Genomic DNA, 19,145 nt, shown 5'->3' on the forward strand with positions numbered 1-19,145 from the left:
CCCGCGTCCGGTGCCCGAGAATGGTCGGGTGAACGAGCGACACATACTGGTCCTGCCCGACCGCGACTGCGCCGAGGAGGTGGCCCGGGAGGCCGTCGACCGCTTCGGCCTGCCCGAGGAACCCCAGCTGGTCCGCGACGCCCTCGCCGGCGAGGACGACGCCGAGGACGCCCAGTGGCTGGTGGTCGTCGAGGACCCGCAGGAACGACTGGAGGCAGCCTCGCTGGACGAGCTCGCCGCCGAGTACGACGGCTGGCTGGAAGCCCCGTAGGGCGGGCCCTACGCCTTGTGGACGATCTGTACGTCCAGCTCCACTTCCACGCTCGACCCGATCGCCGCGATCCCCTGCGCCAGGATCGACTGCCAGTTCAGGCTGAAGTCCTCGCGGTGCAGTTCTGCCGTGGCGCGGCAGGCCGCGCGCGGTTCGCCCTCCAGTCCCGTGCCGTTGCCCAGGTACTGGGTGTCGAGGGTCACGGAGCGGCTGACACCGTGCAGCGTCAGGGCTCCGGCGACCGCCCAGCGGCTTCCGCTGCGGTGGATGAACCGCTCGCTGTAGAACTCGACCGTCGGGTACCGGGCGGCGTCGAGGAAGTCGGCGGAGCGCAGGTGGTCGTCCCGCATCCGCAGACCCGTGTCGATGCTCGCCGCGTCGATGATGACGTGCATGGAGGAGTCCTCCATGCGCTCGGCTATCCGCACCGCGCCGGCGAAGGTGGTGAACCGGCCGTGGATCCTGGCAAAGCCGATGTGCCGGGCCGTGAAACCGATCGAGGAGTGCGTCGGGTCGAGCTCCCAGTGGCCGGGCTGCGGCAGCAGCGGCGGCTCCACCGCGTCCAGGATGATCTCCGCGGTGCCGGGCTGCGCCGGGTCCCCCACCAGCGTGGCACCGTGGAACGGAGCGTACCCCTCCGCAGTGACCGAGAGCCGGTACTCCCCCTCCGGCATGGCTGCCGTGAACCCGCCGTAGGGATCCGTCTCCCCGCTGACGACCCGCCTTCCGATCGGGTCGGTCACCTCGAACTTGGCCTGGCGGATGGGCTGGTGGACCGTATCGAGCACCCTGCAACTCAACAACCGCGCCGTAGGCGGCAGTGAAAGGGTCGCGGATGTGTGCGAGCCGGCGCTCCCCGCCGTCTCCATCCCCCGTCTGCGACCGAACATGGCTAATGCACCCCCGTGCTGTGTGGACTTGGACCGTTCTGGCGAAGACGCATTCGATCATGCTGTCGGGTTGTGGGCAAACAGAGCGGTCGCGCCCGGTATGACCACGCCGGTTCCGGCGCCGTCCGGCCGGAAACGCTCGCATCCCCGTGCCGCTTCCGGCGACGGCCACGGAGCCGTCCCGGTCCGTGCGCAGCACCGTCGTCCCACGGGCCCTCAGCTGCGCGAGCGTACCCGCTGCGGGGTGTCCGTAGCGGTTGCCCGCGCCGACGGGGACGATCGCGAGTCGTGGCCGGATCCGGTCCTGCAGACCGGGGTCCTGGTGCGCCGAACCGTGGTGGGCCACCTTGAGCACGTCCACCGGGCCCAGTTCCGGATGCGCCCTCAAGAGGGCTTGCTGGGCCGGTGGTTCGAGGTCCCCCGGCAGCAGCAGCGTCAGGCCCGGCGTGCGCACCAGCAGGACCACGCTCGCGTCGTTGGGGCCGTCCGGGGGCGGGCCGGAAGCCGACGGCCAGAGCACCTGCCATTCCAGCGGCCCGGCCCTGCGCCGCTCCCCCGCAGCCGTCGGGACGACGGGTACCCGGGCGGCCGCCGCGGTGCGCCGGACCACGGCCGCCTGCGCGGCCGGCTCCTGCAGGGCGGTGGTTTGGATCACACCGACGGAGCGGCCCCGCAGCACCCCGGAAAGCCCTCCCACGTGGTCGGCGTGAAAATGCGTCAGCAGGAGCAGTGGGACGCGTCTCACACCCAGGGCCCGCAGACAGGAGTCGACCGGGCCGGGCTCGGGACCGGCGTCCACGACGATGGCCGTACCGGGACCGGCGGAGAGGACCGCTGCGTCCCCCTGCCCCACCGCGCACTGCACGTAGGTCCAGTCCGGCGGCGGCCAGCCGGTGAGCACCCGGGTCGGCAGCGGCGGCCGCACCACCGCGACCAGCAGCAACACCACCAGGCCGGCCCGGACCCCGCGCCTGCGTCCGTAGCGGGCTCCGAGCCCGAGGACCGCCGACGTGACGACGACCAGGAGCAGCCCCCCGCCGAGCCCGCCGGGCCAGGGCAGCTCCGCCCCCGGCAGCCGGGACCCCGCCCGCGCCACGCCCGCGATCCACCCCGCCGGGACCCCCGCGCACCAGGCGAGCGCCTTCGCCGCGGGCAGGGACAGCGGAGCCACGGCGAGGACCGCGAAGCCGAGCACCGTGGCAGGTCCCGCCGCCAGCTCCGCCAACAGGTTGCAGGGCACCGCGACGAGGCTCACCCGGGCGGAGAGCACGACCACCACCGGCGCGCACACCGCCTGCGCCGCGGCGGCGGCCCCGAGGGCGTCGGCGAGCCTCGGCCGCATCCCCCGCCGCCGCAGGGCCTCGCCCCACCTCGGCCCGAGGGTGAGCAGCGCCCCGGTGGCCAGCACCGAGAGCAGGAAACCGTAGCTGCGCGCCAGCCACGGGTCGTACAGCACCAGCACCACCACGGCCGCGGCCAGCGCCGGGATCAGGGACCTGCGCCGCCCGGTGGCGAGGGCGAGCAGGGTCACCGCGCCGCAGGCGGCGGCCCGCAGCACGCTCGGCTCGGGCCGGCACACCACCACGAACGCCAGCGTCAGCGCGGCCCCTCCCAGGGCCGTGGCCCGCAGCGACAGCCCCAACCGGGGCGCGAGCCCGCTCCGCTCGGCCTGCTGCGCGCGGGCCGGGGACCCGATGAGCAGGTACAGCACCACGGTCAGGTTGGACCCGGAGACGGCCAGCAGGTGCAGCAGATCGGTGGCCTCGAACGCCGCGTGCAGGTCGGGCGGCACCCGGGAGGTGTCGCCGACCACCAGCCCCGGCAGCAGGGCCCGCGCGTCGGCCGGAAGCCCTTCGGTGGCCTCACGCAGCCCGGCCCGCAGGCTCCCCGCGAGGCGCTGCGCGGCACCGGGGCCGCCGCTCACCCCGGGCGGGGCGGCCACGGCCGGGCGCAGCAGCGCCACGGCCCGTTCCCCGTCCCGCGCCGGGGCCAGCCGGGCGGCCACCGTCACCCGGGTCGAGGGTTGCAGCGCGGCCCATCCCGGATGCCCGGCCAGCACCCGCACCGGCGTCCCGACCCGGGTCGTCACCCCGTCGGGCCCGGTCACCCGGGTCACCACCGCGTCCAGGACCACCCCGGGCGGCCCGCTCCCGCCCCGGGTGGCGCGGGGGTCCGAGCCGACGGTGAGCTCCACGAGGACCCGGGCGTGCTCCCGGGCCAGCCCGGCCATGGGCCCCGCCCGCGCCTCGGCCCGCTCCAGCCCGGCCACCCCCGCCCCGGCGGCCGCACACAGCAGCGCGGCGGCCGCGGCCGTACCGACCCGCCACAGCGGCTGCGGCCGGCGGGAGGTCGCCAGCAGCAGCACCCCCGCCACGGCCACCGCGAGCCCCGCCCCGGCGGCGGTCCACGCCCCGGGCAGCCCGAGAGCGAGGGCGGCTGCTCCCCAGGCGGCCACCGCCGGCCCCGCCAGCCGCAGGTCCATCGCCGCGGCCCCACCCCGCTCCGGGGTGCTCACGGCCGCACCAGCCCGCGCAGGTCGGCGAACCGGCGCTCGCCGATGCCGTCGACCTGCCGGAGGTCCTCGACGGTGCGGAAGCCGCCCCGGGCGGTGCGGAAGTCGACGATGTGCCGGGCGAGCACCGGGCCGACCCCGGGCAGCCCGTCCAACTGCTCGACGGTGGCACCGGCCAGGCTCAGCGGTCCGGGGCCCGGCCCGGCACCCCCCGGGCTTCCCGGGCCGCCCTGACCCGGCGGCGCGGTGGCCCCCACCAGCACCTGCTCGCCGTCCACCAGGATCCGGGCGCGGTTGAGCCCGCTGGTGTCGGTGCCGGGCACCACTCCCCCGGCGGCGGCCAGCGCGTCCTCCACCCGCGAGCCGCCGGGAAGCCGCCGCACCCCCGGTTCCCGGACCCCACCGCCGACGTCCACCACGATCCGCGCCCCTGCGCCGACGGCCGGGGCGCCCGGGGCCGGGGGCGGCGAGGACGGCACGGACGGCGGGGCGACCACCGCGGGGGCCGTCACCGGCCGCGGGCGTCCGGACCAGTACTGCTGGGCGGCGAATCCGAGCGCCGCGACCAGCACGACGGCAACGGCGGCCACCGTCCGCGGCTCCATCCCGCACCGGGCCTGCACCCACACCGGCATCCGCTCCCGCACCGCCGCCCACCGAGCCCCGGCAACGGCTCCCCCCGGCCCGTTCGACGCGTCGAGCCCCGCCGCCGCCCCGACGGCGGGCTCCACGGGCGGGACCAGCCCATCAGCCTCCGCCGGCCCCGCCGCCTCGGGCCAGGCCCGGGGGTAGGCGCCCAGCCACGGCTCCGCGTCCGGCGGTGGATCGGCCACCCGCCCCGGGGCCTCCACTCCGGGCCCGTCCCACGACCCCGAGTGCGGCGGCGAAGGCCGCTCCGACCCCCGCTCCACCCCAGGCTCCCCCGTCCCCGTCCCCGCCCCCGGAGTCGGCGTCAGCCCCAAGTTGCCCGCCAGCAGGGCCTGCGCCCGGCGCCGTACCACGGCGGGGTCCGCCCGGGGCCTCGACCGGAACCGGCCGTCGGAGCCACGGCCCCGCCCGGGCCCGGCACCCGCACCGCGAGCACCACCCGAACCACCCGTGTCGCCCGCACCACCCCCGCCCCGCAGAACAGCATCGTGACCGACCACCACTTCAGAAGCCCCGGAACGGCGCGGGGCACGCATGCGAAGAGTCATGCCACGACGCTAGGACCGATCCCCGATCGCCGTTCGGAGGCGCCGATTCCGGTGGACGGAGCGCCCGTTGTGGACAACTCCGCCACCCGTTCCGGTGATCAGCGGGGCGACACGACCGCCGCCAGCAGCCCCGGCCCGGTGTGCGCGCCGATCACCGCTCCGACCTCGCTGACGTGCAGCTCGACCAGGCCCGGGATGCGCTCGCGGAGCCGCTGGGCGAGCTTCTCGGCCCGCTCCGGGGCCGCGAGGTGGTGCACGGCGACGTCGACGCTGCGCGTCCCGGCCCGCTCGACCGCCAGCTCCTCCAGGCGCGCGATGGCCTTGGAGGCCGTCCGCACCTTCTCCAGCATCTCGATCCGCCCGCCGTCCAGCGTCAGCAGCGGCTTGACGGCCAGCGCCGACCCGAGGAGGGCCTGCGCGGCCCCGATCCGCCCGCCCCGGCGCAGGTAGTCGAGGGTGTCCACGTAGAAGTACGCCGCCATCTCCCCGGCCCGCTTCTCGGCCGCGGCCACGGCCTCGTCGACGGAACCCCCCGCGTCGGCCGCCTCCGCCGCGGCGAGGGCGCAGAAGCCGAGGGCCATCGCGACCATCCCGGTGTCGACGACGCGGACCGGAACGGGGGCCGTCCTGGCCGCGACCACGGCGGCGTCGTAGGTGCCCGAGAACTCGGCGGACAGGTGCAGGCTCACGATGCCCGTCGCACCGGCGTCCGCGGCCGCCTGGTAGGCCCGTACGAACTCCTCCGGGCCCGGGCGGGAGGTGGTCACCGGCCGGCGCTTCTGGAGGGCTACAGCGAGGCTGCGGGCCGAGATCTCCGTACCCTCTTCGAGGGCCTCGTCCCCCAGGACCACGGTCAGGGGGACTGCGGTGATTCCGTGCCGCGCCATCGCCGATGGGGGCAGATAGGCCGTGGAATCGGTGACGATCGCGACATGGCGGGACATGAGCCGGAGGTTACCGCCACAGCGGTGCATCCGGCAGCCCGGCCCTCGCCCACGCCTCCCTTCAGGTGGTGGCCTCCGGCCTGGGCGTCTTCTGCCAGGGGTAGTGCGTCACCGGGGTGGAGGGGTTCAGCGCCGCCGGGCGCGGCCCGGCGGCCGGGGCACCGCCACCGGCAGCGGTCCCGCCGGCTTCCGCCGCGGCCTCCGCCGCGGCCGCGAGGTCGTCCACCGACTCCCGGGACCAGTCCCGCAGCGCCCCCGACTCGACCTCGATCTGCTCCGACAGGGCCGTGAGGTCGTCCTCCGCGAACCGGCGGGCCCGGTCCCGCGCGGCCCACCGCAGCGAGTCCGAGGCCTGTTTGATCTTCGCGGTGCGTTCCCGCAGCTCAGGAAGCCCGTCGGCGATCCTCCGCCGGTCCGGCTCCTGCTCCAGCCGCTTCAGTTCCTCGTCGAGCTCGTGGCCGTGCGCGCTCAGCCGTTCGAAGAGCCCGATCGACTCCTTCAGCGAGCTGTCCGTCTGCACCCCCTGGTACAGCGCCTGCTGCGTGGCCCTCATCGAGGTCCGCAGGTCCAGCCGCAACTGCGCCAAGGCCCCCGGGACCCCGACCTGACCGAGGCTCTTCGCCTTCAGAGCGGTGTCCTCGACAGTGCGGCGGGCCTGGGTGATGGTCCGGTCCACGCCGCGCTTCGCCGCGCCGACCACCTTCACGGTGGCCCACACGCCCAGCCCTAGAAAGGCGAACAGCACCAACAGGGCAAAGATGATCAAAGCGCCCGCCTCCATGAGGGTTCCCTTCCTCCGCCGTCCGTCCCCTTCCACGGTAAACGCCACGGGCAGGTCGGGGGTTCCAAACGAACCCCCAACCTGCCCGTACGGGATCTCCCCCATGCCGGGGGTCCACTCGGCTCAGATGACGATGTTCACCAGCTTCGGCGCGCGCACGATCACCTTGCGGATCTCGGCGCCGCCCAGGGCCGCCACGACGGCCGCGTCCGTGACCGCCAGCTGCTCCAGGTCGGCGTCCGAGATCGCCGGCGGCACCTCCAGGCGCGCCTTGACCTTGCCCTTGACCTGCACCACGCAGGTGACGGTCTCGTCCACGACGTACGCCGGGTCCGCGACCGGGAAGTCCTGGTGGACCACCGAGTCGGTGTGGCCCAGCCGGCGCCACAGCTCCTCCGCGATGTGCGGCGCCAGCGGGGCGACCAGCAGCACCAGCCGCTCGGCGACCGAGCGCTCCAGCGGCCGGCCCGCCTTCGTCAGGGTGTTGTTCAGCTCGGTGATCTTGGCGATGGCGGTGTTGAACCGCAGGCCCGCCATGTCGCCGCCGACTCCGTCGATCGCCTTGTGCAGGGCGCGCAGGGTGTCCTCGCCCGGCTCCGCGTCCACGACGGTGACCGCGCCGCTCTCCTCGTCGACGACGTTGCGCCACAGGCGCTGCAGCAGCCGGTACTGGCCGACCACGGCACGCGTGTCCCACGGGCGCGAGACGTCCAGCGGGCCCATCGCCATCTCGTACAGGCGCAGGGTGTCCGCCCCGTACTCCTCGCAGATCTCGTCGGGCGTGACGGCGTTCTTCAGGGACTTGCCCATCTTGCCGTGCTCGCGCTTGACGGGCTCGCCCCGGTAGAAGTAGCCGCCGTCGCGCTCCTCGACCTCGGCCGCCGGCACGTACACGCCGCGCGCGTCCGTGTACGCGTAGGCCTGGATCATGCCCTGGTTGAACAGCTTGTGGAACGGCTCGGCCGAGGAGACGTGGCCCAGGTCGAACAGGACCTTGGACCAGAACCGCGCGTACAGCAGGTGCAGCACCGCGTGCTCGGCACCGCCGACGTACAGGTCGACGCCACCGTGCGGCGCGCCCTCGCGCGGGCCCATCCAGTACTGCTCGATCTCCGGGTCCACCAGCGCCGACGCGTTGTTCGGGTCCAGGTAGCGCAGCTCGTACCAGCAGGAGCCGGCCCAGTTCGGCATGGTGTTGGTCTCGCGCCGGTAGCGCTTGACGCCCGCGCCGTCACCCAGGTCCAGGTCCACGTGGACCCACGCCCCGTTGCGCGACAGCGGGGTCTCCGGCTGGGACGCGGCGTCGTCGGGCTCGAAGGTGCGCGGCGAGTAGTCCTCGACCTCCGGCAGTTCCAGCGGCAGCATCGACTCGGGCAGCGGGTGCGCGACGCCGTCCTCGTCGTAGACGATCGGGAAGGGCTCGCCCCAGTAGCGCTGGCGGCTGAACAGCCAGTCGCGCAGGCGGAAGTTGACGGTGCCCTCGCCGATGGCGCGCTCCGTCAGCCAGTCGGTGATCGCGGTCTTCGCCTCGACGACGCCCAGGCCGTCCAGGGAGATGCCCTCGCCCGCCGAGTTCACCAGCTTCGCGTCGTAGGAGACGAACGCCTCGTCCCACTCCGCCGGGTCGGTGCCCCGGCCGTCGGTGGGCTCGACGACGCAGCGGATCGGCAGCTCGAAGGCGCGCGCGAACTCGAAGTCGCGGCCGTCGTGCGCCGGAACGGCCATGATCGCGCCGGTGCCGTAGCCCATCAGCACGTAGTCGGCGATGAAGACCGGAACCTGCTCGCCGCTGACCGGGTTGGTCGCGTACGCGCCGGTGAAGACACCGGTCTTGTCCTTGGCCTCGGCCTGCCGCTCGACGTCGGACTTCGACGCCGCCTGCTTGCGGTACGCGTCGACGGCCCCGGCCGGGGTGGCGTGTCCGCCGGTCCACACGGAGTGCGTGCCCTCGGGCCAGGCCGCCGGGACGATCGAGGAGACCAGCTCGTGCTCGGGCGCCAGCACCATGTACGTCGCGCCGAACAGCGTGTCGGGGCGGGTGGTGAACACGGTGATCGCACCGGTGTCGCCGACGGAGAAGTCGACGCGCGCGCCCTCGCTGCGCCCGATCCAGTTGCGCTGCTGCAGCTTGATGGCCTCGGGCCAGTCCAGCGCGTCCAGGTCGTCCAGCAGGCGGTCGGCGTACGCCGTGATCCGCATGTTCCACTGGCTCAGCTTGGCCTTGAAGACGGGGAAGTTGCCGCGCTCGGACCGGCCGTCCGCGGTGACCTCCTCGTTGGCCAGTACGGTGCCCAGCCCGGGGCACCAGTTGACGGGCGCGTCGGAGGCGTAGGCCAGCCGGAAGCCGTTCAGGACGTCGGCGCGCTCGCCGGCGCTCAGCCCCGCCCAGGCGCGGCCGCCGGGGACCTCACGGGTGCCGTCCTCGAAGGCGGCGACCAGCTCGGAGATCGGCCGGGCCTTCTTCGCGTCGGTGTCGTAGTAGGAGTTGTAGATCTGCAGGAAGATCCACTGGGTCCACTTGTAGTACTCGGGGTCGATCGTCGCGAACGACCGGCGCTTGTCGTGGCCCAGGCCCAGCCGGCGCAGCTGGACCTTCATGTTCTCGATGTTCGCCTCGGTCGAGACCCGCGGGTGCGTGCCGGTCTGCACGGCGTACTGCTCGGCCGGCAGGCCGAAGGCGTCGAAGCCCAGGGTGTGCAGGACGTTGTGGCCGGACATCCGCTGGTGGCGCGCGAAGACGTCGGTGGCGATGTACCCGAGCGGGTGGCCGACGTGCAGGCCCGCACCGGAGGGGTACGGGAACATGTCCATGATGAACTTCTTGGGGCGCGCGACGACCGTCGGGTCACCGGCCAGGTCGCCGGTCGGGTTCGGCGCCTCGTAGGTGCCCTCCGCGTCCCATACGTCTTGCCAGCGTGCCTCGATGTCGGCGGCCATGGCAGCCGTGTAACGGTGCGCCTCGGCCGCCTCGGGGGCCGGGGTGTTCGTCTCGCTCATGATTTCTGAAGCTCCATCGATCGTCTCTGCCGTCTCTGCCCGCCCAAACGAAAAAACCCCTCGCACAGGAGGGGACGCCGCGCCGATGCCGACTCGCTCGAAGGGGTCGGTACTGATCAGCGCGGCTCGGTAAGCAGAAGGCGTACGGCACGCATGGCGTCAGGGTACCGCAGCGCCTCCCGCGGACGCTCTGCCGTTCCGCACAACGGGCACAACGAGAAGCGGGCCACCCGATCCGGGTGACCCGCTTCCTCACTGTGGAGCTAAGGAGAATTGAACTCCTGACCTCCTGCATGCCATGCAGGCGCTCTACCAACTGAGCTATAGCCCCTCGTCTTGCCTGCCGCCCGGCTTCCCGTTTCCGGTTCCCCTTGGCGACGTCCCAAACATTACACGGTCATGGCCCTGGTCCAAAAATCGGTTTCCGTGGAACCCGAGCCATGTCCGATTTGACCCGCATCATCCAGACATATCACGTCACGCGCGTGCGAACTGGTAGAACCGCTTCAGCGTGCAGTGCTCGTCGAGCAGCCGGCCGTAGATCGGCTCGCCCTCCAGCTCCCGGTACGTCTCGATCGGGTCGCCTTTTATGATCAGCGCCCGCGCGCATTCCTCGCACCAGTACTGGTAGTCGGGATTGACCGGGTCCATGTCCCGCACGATCGGCGTGCCGTTGTCGCACCAGTCGCACCGCCGCCGGTGTGCACCCATCCGTCAGCGACTCCCTCCCGCGTCGGGCCGTCGTGTCCCCCTCCGGCCGTCCGATTCTGCCATGCCCGTACCGGCCGGGTCAGCAAGCACAAAGGGAACAAACGCAAGGATCCCGCCCCCTGTTGGGGACGGGATCCTTCACTGTGGAGCTAAGGAGAATTGAACTCCTGACCTCCTGCATGCCATGCAGGCGCTCTACCAACTGAGCTATAGCCCCGCTCTCCGCTGCGCTTCCCCCGTTTCCGGTGTTCTTCGCTGCGAACAAGAAGAACTCTAGCCTGTGACCAGCCGGAAAGTGAAATCCGGGTCCGAGGCGCCCTGCGGCGGCACTCAGTCGTCGTCGCCGAGGACCGGCTCCGGCAGCGTGCCGGCGTTGTGCTCCATCAGGCGCCAGCCGCGCGCGCCCTCGCCGAGGACGGACCAGCAGCAGTTGGAGAGCCCACCGAGGCCCTCCCAGTAGTGCGCCTCCAGGCCCAGCAAGCGGCCGATCGTCGTACGGATGGTGCCGCCGTGGCTGACGACGACGAGGGTGCCGCCCTCCGGCAGTTGGCCGGCGTGGTGCAGGACCACCGGGGCGGCACGGTCGGCCACCTCGGTCTCCAGTTCGCCGCCGCCCCGGCGGACGGGCTCGCCACGCTTCCACGCGGCGTACTGCTCGCCGTACTTGTCGAGGATCTCCTCGTGGGTGAGCCCCTGCCACTCGCCGGCGTACGTCTCGCGCAGCGCCTCGTCGTGCTCCACCGGCAGGCCCGTGACGGCGGCCAGCTCGGCCGCCGTGGCGGAGGCCCGGCTCAGGTCGGAGGCCACGATGGCGTCGGGTCGCAGGGAGGCGAGCAGCCGGGCGGCGCGGCGCGCCTGCGCCACACCGGTCTCGGTCAGCTCGATGTCCGTGGAGCCCTGGAAGCGGCGCTCCAGGTTCCACGAGGTCTGGCCGTGCCGCCAGAGGACGATCTTCCTGCCGGACCCGCCCGCTTCGGCCGTGCTCAGAACAGATCACCGTCCAGTTCGTCGTCGCCCGCCGCCTCGCGCAGCTTGGCGTGCTCCTCGGCCTTGCCGATCGTGAGCTTGGCGTCCTCGGGGAGCTCGATCTCGGGGCAGTCCTTCCACAGGCGCTCCAGCGCGTAGAAGACGCGCTCCTCGCTGTGCTGGACGTGCACGACGATGTCGACGTAGTCGAGCAGGATCCAGCGGGCGTCGCGGTCGCCTTCGCGGCGCACCGGCTTGGCGCCGAGCTCCTTGAGCAGCCGCTCCTCGATCTCGTCCACGATCGACTTGACCTGGCGGTCGTTGGGCGCGGAGGCGAGCAGGAAGGCATCGGTGATCGACAGCACGTCGCTGACGTCGTACGCGATGATGTCGTGCGCGAGCCGGTCGGCCGCGGCCTGGGCGGCGGCGGTGATGAGCTCGATGGAGCGGTCCGTGGCGGTCACTGGCCATGCTTTCGGGTTGGCGGGCAGATCCTTACAAGGGTCTCATGTACCGCCGACACCGCCCGCGCGTCACGTTCCGCGCGGGCGGAGCACCAGGTCAGGGCCGGGGCCGGGGCGGTACCACGGCCGCGTCGGGCGGGCTCAGGACGGCTTGTAGTCCTTGCCCAGCGTCACCACGATGTCCGCGTTCACCGCGTTCTCGGCCTTCTTCACCGCCGTCTCCGGCAGCCCCAGCGTCTTGGCGACGCCGACGGCCCGGTCCCGCTGCGCGTCGTCCTGGTAGGTGATCTGCGAGGCGGGCGCCGTCCGGTCGGCCTTGCCGCCGTCCACGAAGGCGTAGCCGCCGTTGAGCAGGGCCGCCTTCGCCGCGACCTGCGCCTTCTCGTCGCCGGTGGCGTCCTTGAGGCCCACCCGGGGGGCGGCGCCGGGCTGGGCGGCCGTGAAGGAGCCGCCGAGGAGCTCCTTGACGACCCGCTTGTTGGCGTCGTCGGTGAGGCCGCCGTCCGGCTTCACCGAGAGCACCTCGGTGCGGTAGGCGCCCACCTTGGCGTGCTCGCCGATGCGCGACAGCAGGGCGCCGAGGCTCTGCGCGTCCAGTCCCGGGTCCAGGATCTGGCCCATGCTCTCGACGGTCGTGGCCGCCGCCTTCGGGTCGCCGGGGATCTTGCGCAGGACGGCGTACAGCACCTTGCCGGTGCGCTCCAGCTGCTTGGCCTCCGGCTCGCCCTGGGCCCGGTGGGTGGCGTACGCGACGGCCATCGCGCCGGTCAGCGCCTGCTTGGGGCCCTGCCCCACGGCGGGCGCCTTGGCCTGGTCATCGGCCGGGACCGCCGTGTCCGTGTCCACCTCGATGCCGCCGACCAGGTCGACGAGGCGTTCCAGGAAGGGGGTGTCCAGGCGCCAGGTGCCGCCGATGTGGGTGCCGAGCACGGTGTCGAGGGCTTCGCGGGTGCCGAGGCTGCCGTCCTCGACCGCCTTGCCGAGGGAGGTTCCGGTGCCGTCCTCCTTGGCGACGCCGAGGGTGTTGGGGAGCAGGACGGTGGAGCCCTGCTTCGCGGTGACGTTGTCCACGAGGAGGGCGGTCGAGCTGCCGCCCCGCTTGGTGTTGCGCAGGTGGACGACGATCATGTCGCGCTTCTGCGCCCCGGTGGCGGCCGCGGCGGCCTTCTTCTGCCCGGGGCCGTCGAGGAAGGGCAGCTTGCCCGCGTACCAGAGGTAGCCGAGGCCGCAGACGACGAAGAGGGCCAGGACGACGATCAGCGCGACCACCCGGTTGCGGCCGCGGCGGCGGGCCTCCTCGCGGCGCTCGGTGCGGCTCTCCGTGAAGGCGAGCCAGTCGATGACGTCCTCGGACTCCTCGTCCTGCTGGTCGATGAAGGCGAACTGCTCGGTGCGGTAGCCGGGGGCCGGTTCCTGTTCCTGTTCCGCGGCGGCCTCCCGGCGCGGCGCGGGCACGGACCGGGGCTCCGGCTGCCCGTGGGTCTGCGGGGCCTGCGGCGCCTGCCCGGAGGCGGCCGGCGCGGCGTGCTGCTGCGGGATCCACTGCCGGTCCTGCCGGGTGTCGTACCCGTAGGAAGGGTCCTGGGGCGGGGCTGTCTGGGGCTGGGGAGACGGGGGGTACTCCTGCTGCGGCACGTGATGCTGCTGCTGCCCCGGCACCCCCTGGTCGTACGATTGCCCGTACGAGGGGTCGTACGTCTGCCCGTACGCCTGCTCGTACTGCTGCTCGTACCGCGGCGGGGCGGGCTGGACGGACTGCGCGGGCACCTGGCCGTACACCGGTCTGCCGTACGGGTCGTAGCCGATGAGCTGCTGTCGGCCGGCGTACGGGTCGTACGGCTCCTGTGGGTCGTTCACCGCGGGGCCCCTCTCTCCGGAAGCTCAGGCTCCCCGGTACAGCTCACGCTTGTCGATGTAGCGCACCACACCGTCCGGCACCAGGTACCAGACGGGATCGCCCTGCGCGACGCGCGCGCGGCAGTCGGTGGAGGAGATCGCCAGCGCGGGTACCTCGACCAGCGAGACCCCGCCCTCGGGCAGGCCGTCGTCGGTGAGCACGTGGCCGGGCCGGGTCACTCCGATGAAGTGGGCGAGCGAGAACAGCTCGTCGGCGTTGCGCCAGGTCAGGATCTGGGCGAGGGCGTCGGCGCCGGTGATGAAGAAGAGGTCGGCGTCGGCGTTGAGCGCGCTCAGGTCCCGCAGGGTGTCGATCGTGTACGTCGGACCGCCGCGGTCGATGTCGATGCGGCTCACCGAGAACTGCGGGTTCGAGGCCGTCGCGATGACCGTCATCAGGTAGCGGTCCTCCGCGGGGGACACGGCCCGCTGCGACTTCTGCCACGGCTCGCCCGTCGGCACGAAGACCACCTCGTCGAGGTGGAAAAGGGCGGCCACTTCACTGGCGGCCACCAGGTGTCCGTGGTGGATCGGGTCGAACGTCCCGCCCATGACGCCGAGCCGGCGCTTGACCGGGCCCGTAGGCACTTCCTGCTCTCCCATGAGCGCAGAGCCTACTGGCCCGGTGGCACGTCCACGGCGGCCGGACCGGAACCCGAGCCGGGTCTAGCGGTCGCGGTTGAGGCGGGTGGTCACCCACAGCATCAGAAGCAGGATGCAGAAGGCGCCGCCGCCGGTCAGGTAGGGGCTCAGGCTGTCGTGGTTGCCGCCGTGCTGCTCGCCGCCCTCCGCAGCGAGAACGACCAGGTTGTGGGCGGTGGTGGAGAGGCTCATCAGGTAGGTACCTATCGAGTCGGGAGCGGGCGGAGACTTCGCTCACATCGTATGCGGGGGCCCGGGGCACCCTCACGCCGACTCAGGCGTTGGAGAGTATGGACGTGAGGCAGCAGGACCGATCGAGGGGGAGGGCGCTATGACGGACATCGGATTCGACAAGGGACCGGCACGCAACCGCAGGAGGTTCCCGGGCATTTCGTCGCGGGCGTACGAGCACCCCGCGGACCGCTCGGCACTGGTGGCGCTGCGCAAGCTGAGCGGTTTCGACACGGTGTTCAAGGCCCTGAGCGGGCTGCTCCCGGAGCGCAGCCTGCGACTGCTGTTCCTGTCGGACTCGGTGCGCGTGGGCGAGACCCAGTTCCCCCACCTGCACGAGATGCTGCGCGACGCCTGTTACATCCTGGACCTGGAGCAGGTCCCGCTGATGTACGTGCAGCAGGATCCGCGGCCCAACGCCATGTGCATCGGGCTGGACGAGCCGATCATCGTCGTGACGACGGCGCTCGTGGAGCTGCTCGACGAGGAGGAGATGCGGGCGGTGATCGGCCACGAGGTGGGCCACGCGCTGTCCGGGCACGCCGTGTACCGCACGGTCCTGCTGTTCCTGACGAACCTGGCCCTGAAGGTGGCGTGGATCCCGCTGGGGACCGTCGCGATCACCGCGATCGTGACCGCGCTGCGGGAGTGGTTCCGCAAGTCGGAGCTGTCGGCGGACCGGGCCGGGCTGCTGGTGGGACAGGACCTCAACGCCTCGATGCGGGGCCTGATGAAGCTCGCCGGCGGGAACCACCTGCACGAGATGAACGTGGACGCCTTCCTCGCCCAGGCGGAGGAGTACGAGGCGGGCGGGGACCTGCGCGACTCCGTCCTGAAGATCCTCAACATGCTGCCGCGGACGCACCCCTTCACCACGGTCCGGGCGGCCGAGCTGAAGAAGTGGTCCCAGAACCGGGACTACCAGCGGATCATGGACGGCCACTACCCGCGGCGCGAGGAGGACAAGGACACCTCGGTGACCGATTCCTTCCGCCAGTCCGCCTCCCACTACGCGGACTCCGTGCGCGGCAGCAAGGATCCGCTGATGAAGCTGGTCGGCGACATAGCGGGCGGCGCGGGCGACCTCGGCGGCAAGCTGCGCGACCGGTTCACCGGGGCCGCGGGAGGCGGCGGGTCCGCCGGATCCGGCCGCTCCGAGGGCAAGGACGCCAAGGGCACCGGCGGGGCTACGGACCAGGGCTGACGGAGGCCGCCGCCCCCGGCGGCGCCGGGTCCCGGGTCGCCGGCGCGGGGCGCGGCGCGGCCGGGCTCGCGGGGGCCTGGGCCGCCGGATCCAGGGTCGTGGGGGCTTGGGTCGTGGGGGCTTGGGTCGTGGGGGCTTGGGTCGTGGGGGCTTGGGTCGTGGGGGCTTGGGTCGTGGAGTCCTGGGCCGTGGAGTCCTGGGCCGTGGAGCCCTGGGACCCGGGATCCCGGGTCGTCGGGTCCGGGCTCGCCGGGGGCTGGGCCAGGACGCCGCAGAGCCCGGCGGTCCGCCTCGGGTGGCCGCTGGCGTACGGGTCGCTCGCGGGCGGGCCCACGGTGGTGGGACCGGCTCCGGCCGGCAGCGGGCGGAAGCCCTCCGCGGGCTCGGTGGCGCAGTCCTGCGGCCCGGCCATCACGTACGCCGACACCAGCTCGGTCCGGCCCGTCGTGAGGTCCTCCCGGTCGAAGCGCATCCGCAACTCGCGGCGGACGGTGAACAGCGAGGCCCCGTCGGCGGCGGTCGGCGGGCCGGTGGCCGGGCGGACGGCGTACACGAAGGTGTGGTCGCTGGTGACCTCCAGCGCCTCCGGGCCCGTCTCCTCGTAGGCGAGGGTGCCGCTGACCCGGACGCGGGAGTCGGCCACGACGGCCGTGTGCGGGTCGAAGCGGACCAGCCAGCCGGTGGCGGCGTGCCGGCCGTCGCCGGAGGGCGAGGCCATGCTCTCGTCGAACTGCGCGAGCTGGCCGGGGTCCAGCAGGACCCGCACGGGCCGGGAGGCGTTGCCGGCGAGCACGTCCGGGTCGAGCGAGGACTGCACCAGGTAGTCCTTGGCGATGGACAGGGCGGCGACGACCTGGCTCTCGGTGAAGTGGTGGGTGCGGCGCGCGGCCGGCATGGTGATCCCGGCCGCCCCGACCCGGTACTCGGCCGCGGGGCCGTTCGCGTAGAGGTCCGCGGGCCGGCCCCCCGGTACGGCCGCGGCCGGTGCGAGGGGGACGACGGTGCTGCTCAGCGGCTCGGTGTTGCCGGCCGCCGGGGGTACGGAGGGGTTGCGCAGGCCCATGTAGACGGCGACCGCGAAGGCCGTGGCGATGAGCAGCGCGAGCAGCATGCCCTGCCGGGCGCCGCGCCCCGGGGTGCCGTTGCCGTGTCCGGAGCCGGCTCCGGACCAGATGGACCGGCTGCGGACGGCCCGGGCGTGCTCGCCCATGCGTTCCCGGGCGGAGAACTCCTGGAGCCGGGCAGCGCGGACGAAGTCCTCGTCGAACACCACCGACCGGTACTCGTCCGGGCGCAGTTCGTCGTCACCCTCGCCGATGCCTTCGGGGGTGCCGCCTGGTGGATCTCCTGGAACGGCCATCGCTTCTCCCCGCTGTCCCCGCTTCAGAGAAGCCCCCAGCTCCGGAACGGGCGAGTGGGGTCGTACCTTCAGGGTTGGCGGCCGACGGGGTACGTAAACGCGCCGACCCCGGTGACTTCCCCGAGCGGCGTACTGGCGGGAGCGGGTGCGGGGTCCGCCTCGCCGGCGGCACTGCGGTAGACGGCGCTGAAGGCCAGGGCGACCATGCCGAGCCCCATCACGACGGCGAGCACCCAGGCGACGGGGCGCAGCCAGGGCGACCGGCCGCGGTAGGGGCGCAGGCTGCCGCCGTAGGCCCCGTACGGGCCTTCCGCGTAGCCGTAGCCGTAGTGGCCGGGCTCCCATCCGGGGTCGTCGATCCCGTACCCGTCGGGATGGCCGTAGTCGTCCTCGCCGGCCCAGCCTCCGGCGACACGGGCGGCCTCGGCGTCGGCGCGCGCCCGGTCGGCGGCGCGCTGACGCTCGGCCGCGCTCGGTTCATGGATCTCGGCGTTCCGGACGAAGGCCTCATCGAACACCACGGAGGCGAAGTCCTGATCCGCGCCTCCGCGGTCGTCGTCGGGCTCCCCGTCGTCCGGGAACGGCTTGCCCCCCACGTCGTCCGGCACGGGACCAGCGTAGACCTGGGGGGCTGCTTTGGGCAGGGTGTAAGCCGGAATCCGGCCACACCGTGTTCGGGGGGCGGTTACCGGACGTGACCGTCGCCGGTGACGATGTACTTGGTGGAGGTGAGCTCCGGGAGACCCATCGGGCCCCGGGCATGCAGCTTCTGGGTGGAGATGCCGATCTCGGCGCCGAAACCGAACTGACCACCGTCGGTGAAGCGGGTGGAGGCGTTCACGGCGACCGTGGTGGAGTCGACCAGCTGGGTGAAGCGGCGCGCGGCGGCCTGCGAGGTGGTGACGATCGCCTCGGTGTGGCCCGAGGTCCAGCGGCGGATGTGGGAAACGGCGTCATCGAGGGAGTCCACGACGGCGGCGGCGATGTCGTAGGACAGGTACTCCTCGGCCCAGTCCTCGTCGGTCGCGGGGAGGGCGGTGACCTTGGACTCCTCGGCGTACGAGAGCACCTCGGCGTCTCCGTGCACGGTCACCCCGGCGTCCGCTAGGGCGTCCAGCGCGAGCGGGAGGAAGGCCGCGGCGATGTCGCGGTGCACGAGGAGGGTCTCGGCGGCGTTGCAGACGGAGGGGCGCTGGGCCTTGGAGTTGACGAGGATGTCCACGGCCATGGCGAGGTCGGCCTGGGCGTCGACGTAGACGTGGCAGTTCCCGGTACCGGTCTCGATGACCGGAACGGTGGACTCCTCGACGACGGTCTTGATGAGGGAGGCGCCGCCGCGCGGGATGAGCACGTCGACGAGGCCACGGGCGCGCATCAGCTCGCGGACGGAGTCGCGGGACTCGCCGGGGACGAGCTGGATCGCGTCGGCGGGCAGGCCTGCGCTCTCGATCGCGTCGCGGAGGATGGCGACGAGGGCCACGTTGGAGGCGTAGGCGGAGGAACTGCCGCGCAGGAGCACCGCGTTGCCGGACTTGAGGCAGAGGGCGGCGGCGTCGACGGTGACGTTGGGGCGGGCCTCGTAGATGATGCCGACGACGCCGAGGGGGACGCGGATCTGGCGGAGGTCGATGCCGTTGGGGAGGGTCGAGCCGCGGACGACCTCGCCGACGGGGTCGGGGAGGGCCGCGACGTCGCGGACGTCGGAGGCGATGGCGGCGATGCGCTCGGGGGTGAGGGTGAGACGGTCGATGACGGTCTCACTGGTGCCGGCGGCGCGGGCCTTGTCGGTGTCGACGGCGTTGGCGGTGACGATCTCGGCCGTACGGGCCTCCAGCGCGTCCGCGATCGCCAGCAGGGCCGCGTCCTTGGCGGACCGCGGGAGTGGGGCGATCGCCGCGGCGGCGGTGCGGGCCGCTCGCGCGGTGGCGAGGACGGGGGAGGTGGCGGTCGCGGTGGCGTCGTCGAGCGAGGTCATGCGGCCAGGGTAGTCCCCGGCCGGCGTCGCGCGGCCGTGGTTCCATCCCCCGAGACGGGTTGCCCGGGCGGGCTCCATGCGTCGGGGGGCCGGTGGCCGGGCCGG

16 protein-coding genes, 2 tRNA genes and 1 pseudogene are annotated in these 19,145 nt (G+C 73.1%); 2 read left to right on the forward strand and 17 right to left on the reverse strand.

All coding sequences use genetic code 11. The features are described from left to right. Window positions 1-28 precede the first annotated feature (28 nt). The gene (locus ACEPPI_RS02370; protein WP_373913565.1) at window positions 29-271 is read left to right on the forward strand and encodes a hypothetical protein; all 243 of its coding nucleotides are present in this window, start codon (window positions 29-31) and stop codon (window positions 269-271) included. A gap of 8 nt (window positions 272-279) precedes the next feature. Here ACEPPI_RS02370 and ACEPPI_RS02375 read toward each other — a convergent pair whose 3' ends face one another. The 14 genes and pseudogenes from ACEPPI_RS02375 to ACEPPI_RS02440 form a co-directional block, all read right to left on the reverse strand. Continuing rightward, entirely contained in the window at window positions 280-1,161 is an 882-nt protein-coding gene (locus ACEPPI_RS02375) for a YceI family protein (RefSeq protein ID WP_373913566.1), read from the reverse strand. A 136-nt stretch (window positions 1,162-1,297) separates the two neighbouring features. After that, window positions 1,298-3,643: pseudogene (locus ACEPPI_RS02380) on the reverse strand (ComEC/Rec2 family competence protein); the annotation flags it as partial. A gap of 29 nt (window positions 3,644-3,672) precedes the next feature. Further along, window positions 3,673-4,506, reverse strand: coding sequence for a helix-hairpin-helix domain-containing protein (locus tag ACEPPI_RS02385; RefSeq protein WP_373913567.1), 834 nt, complete (start codon window positions 4,504-4,506; stop codon window positions 3,673-3,675). A 461-nt stretch (window positions 4,507-4,967) separates the two neighbouring features. Beyond that, window positions 4,968-5,813 carry a DegV family protein gene (locus tag ACEPPI_RS02390; RefSeq protein ID WP_373913568.1) on the reverse strand — a complete coding sequence of 282 codons (846 nt, stop codon included), beginning with the start codon at window positions 5,811-5,813 and terminating at the stop codon, window positions 4,968-4,970. Window positions 5,814-5,874: 61 nt separating this feature from the next. Then, a complete protein-coding gene (locus tag ACEPPI_RS02395; protein ID WP_373913569.1) occupies window positions 5,875-6,594 on the reverse strand; it encodes a hypothetical protein in 720 nt (239 codons plus the stop codon). Between the two features lie 123 nt (window positions 6,595-6,717). Next, the gene (gene leuS, locus ACEPPI_RS02400; protein ID WP_373913570.1) at window positions 6,718-9,591 is read right to left on the reverse strand and encodes a leucine--tRNA ligase; all 2,874 of its coding nucleotides are present in this window, start codon (window positions 9,589-9,591) and stop codon (window positions 6,718-6,720) included. A 258-nt stretch (window positions 9,592-9,849) separates the two neighbouring features. Continuing rightward, a tRNA-Ala gene (locus tag ACEPPI_RS02405) sits at window positions 9,850-9,922 on the reverse strand. A gap of 146 nt (window positions 9,923-10,068) precedes the next feature. After that, a complete protein-coding gene (locus tag ACEPPI_RS02410; RefSeq protein ID WP_030229679.1) occupies window positions 10,069-10,302 on the reverse strand; it encodes a hypothetical protein in 234 nt (77 codons plus the stop codon). 144 nt (window positions 10,303-10,446) lie between these two features. After that, window positions 10,447-10,519: transfer RNA gene (locus ACEPPI_RS02415), tRNA-Ala, on the reverse strand. A gap of 113 nt (window positions 10,520-10,632) precedes the next feature. After that, the gene (locus tag ACEPPI_RS02420) at window positions 10,633-11,289 is read right to left on the reverse strand and encodes a histidine phosphatase family protein (protein ID WP_373913593.1); all 657 of its coding nucleotides are present in this window, start codon (window positions 11,287-11,289) and stop codon (window positions 10,633-10,635) included. Further along, window positions 11,286-11,732 (reverse strand): ribosome silencing factor, encoded by a 447-nt coding sequence (gene rsfS, locus ACEPPI_RS02425; protein ID WP_030008628.1) that lies wholly within the window; start codon window positions 11,730-11,732, stop codon window positions 11,286-11,288. Before rsfS ends, ACEPPI_RS02420 begins: the two co-directional genes overlap by 4 nt. Before the next feature lie 141 nt (window positions 11,733-11,873). Then, complete coding sequence (locus ACEPPI_RS02430; RefSeq protein ID WP_373913571.1) at window positions 11,874-13,589, reverse strand: LCP family protein; 1,716 nt, start codon at window positions 13,587-13,589, stop codon at window positions 11,874-11,876. 24 nt (window positions 13,590-13,613) lie between these two features. Next, complete coding sequence (gene nadD / locus ACEPPI_RS02435; protein WP_030229675.1) at window positions 13,614-14,231, reverse strand: nicotinate-nucleotide adenylyltransferase; 618 nt, start codon at window positions 14,229-14,231, stop codon at window positions 13,614-13,616. A gap of 63 nt (window positions 14,232-14,294) precedes the next feature. Then, a complete protein-coding gene (locus ACEPPI_RS02440; protein ID WP_037687136.1) occupies window positions 14,295-14,462 on the reverse strand; it encodes a hypothetical protein in 168 nt (55 codons plus the stop codon). Window positions 14,463-14,601: 139 nt separating this feature from the next. Here ACEPPI_RS02440 and ACEPPI_RS02445 point away from each other — a divergent pair, with 139 nt between their 5' ends. Beyond that, window positions 14,602-15,705, forward strand: coding sequence for a M48 family metallopeptidase (locus ACEPPI_RS02445; protein WP_373913572.1), 1,104 nt, complete (start codon window positions 14,602-14,604; stop codon window positions 15,703-15,705). Here the strand turns inward: ACEPPI_RS02445 and ACEPPI_RS02450 are convergent. From ACEPPI_RS02450 to ACEPPI_RS02460, 3 genes are all read right to left on the reverse strand, one after another. After that, window positions 15,689-17,065, reverse strand: a complete 1,377-nt coding sequence (locus ACEPPI_RS02450; protein ID WP_373913573.1) for a hypothetical protein — start codon at window positions 17,063-17,065, stop codon at window positions 15,689-15,691. The two genes, ACEPPI_RS02445 and ACEPPI_RS02450, sit on opposite strands and share 17 nt — an antisense overlap. Before the next feature lie 68 nt (window positions 17,066-17,133). Continuing rightward, window positions 17,134-17,673, reverse strand: a complete 540-nt coding sequence (locus tag ACEPPI_RS02455; protein ID WP_266838975.1) for a hypothetical protein — start codon at window positions 17,671-17,673, stop codon at window positions 17,134-17,136. A gap of 77 nt (window positions 17,674-17,750) precedes the next feature. Then, window positions 17,751-19,040: a glutamate-5-semialdehyde dehydrogenase gene (locus tag ACEPPI_RS02460; RefSeq protein WP_373913574.1), complete on the reverse strand. Its 1,290-nt coding sequence runs from the start codon at window positions 19,038-19,040 to the stop codon at window positions 17,751-17,753. Between the last annotated feature and the right edge of the window lie 105 nt (window positions 19,041-19,145).

This window comes from Streptomyces sp. AB3(2024), assembly GCF_041862025.1.
Taxonomy (GTDB): Bacteria; Actinomycetota; Actinomycetes; order Streptomycetales; family Streptomycetaceae; genus Streptomyces.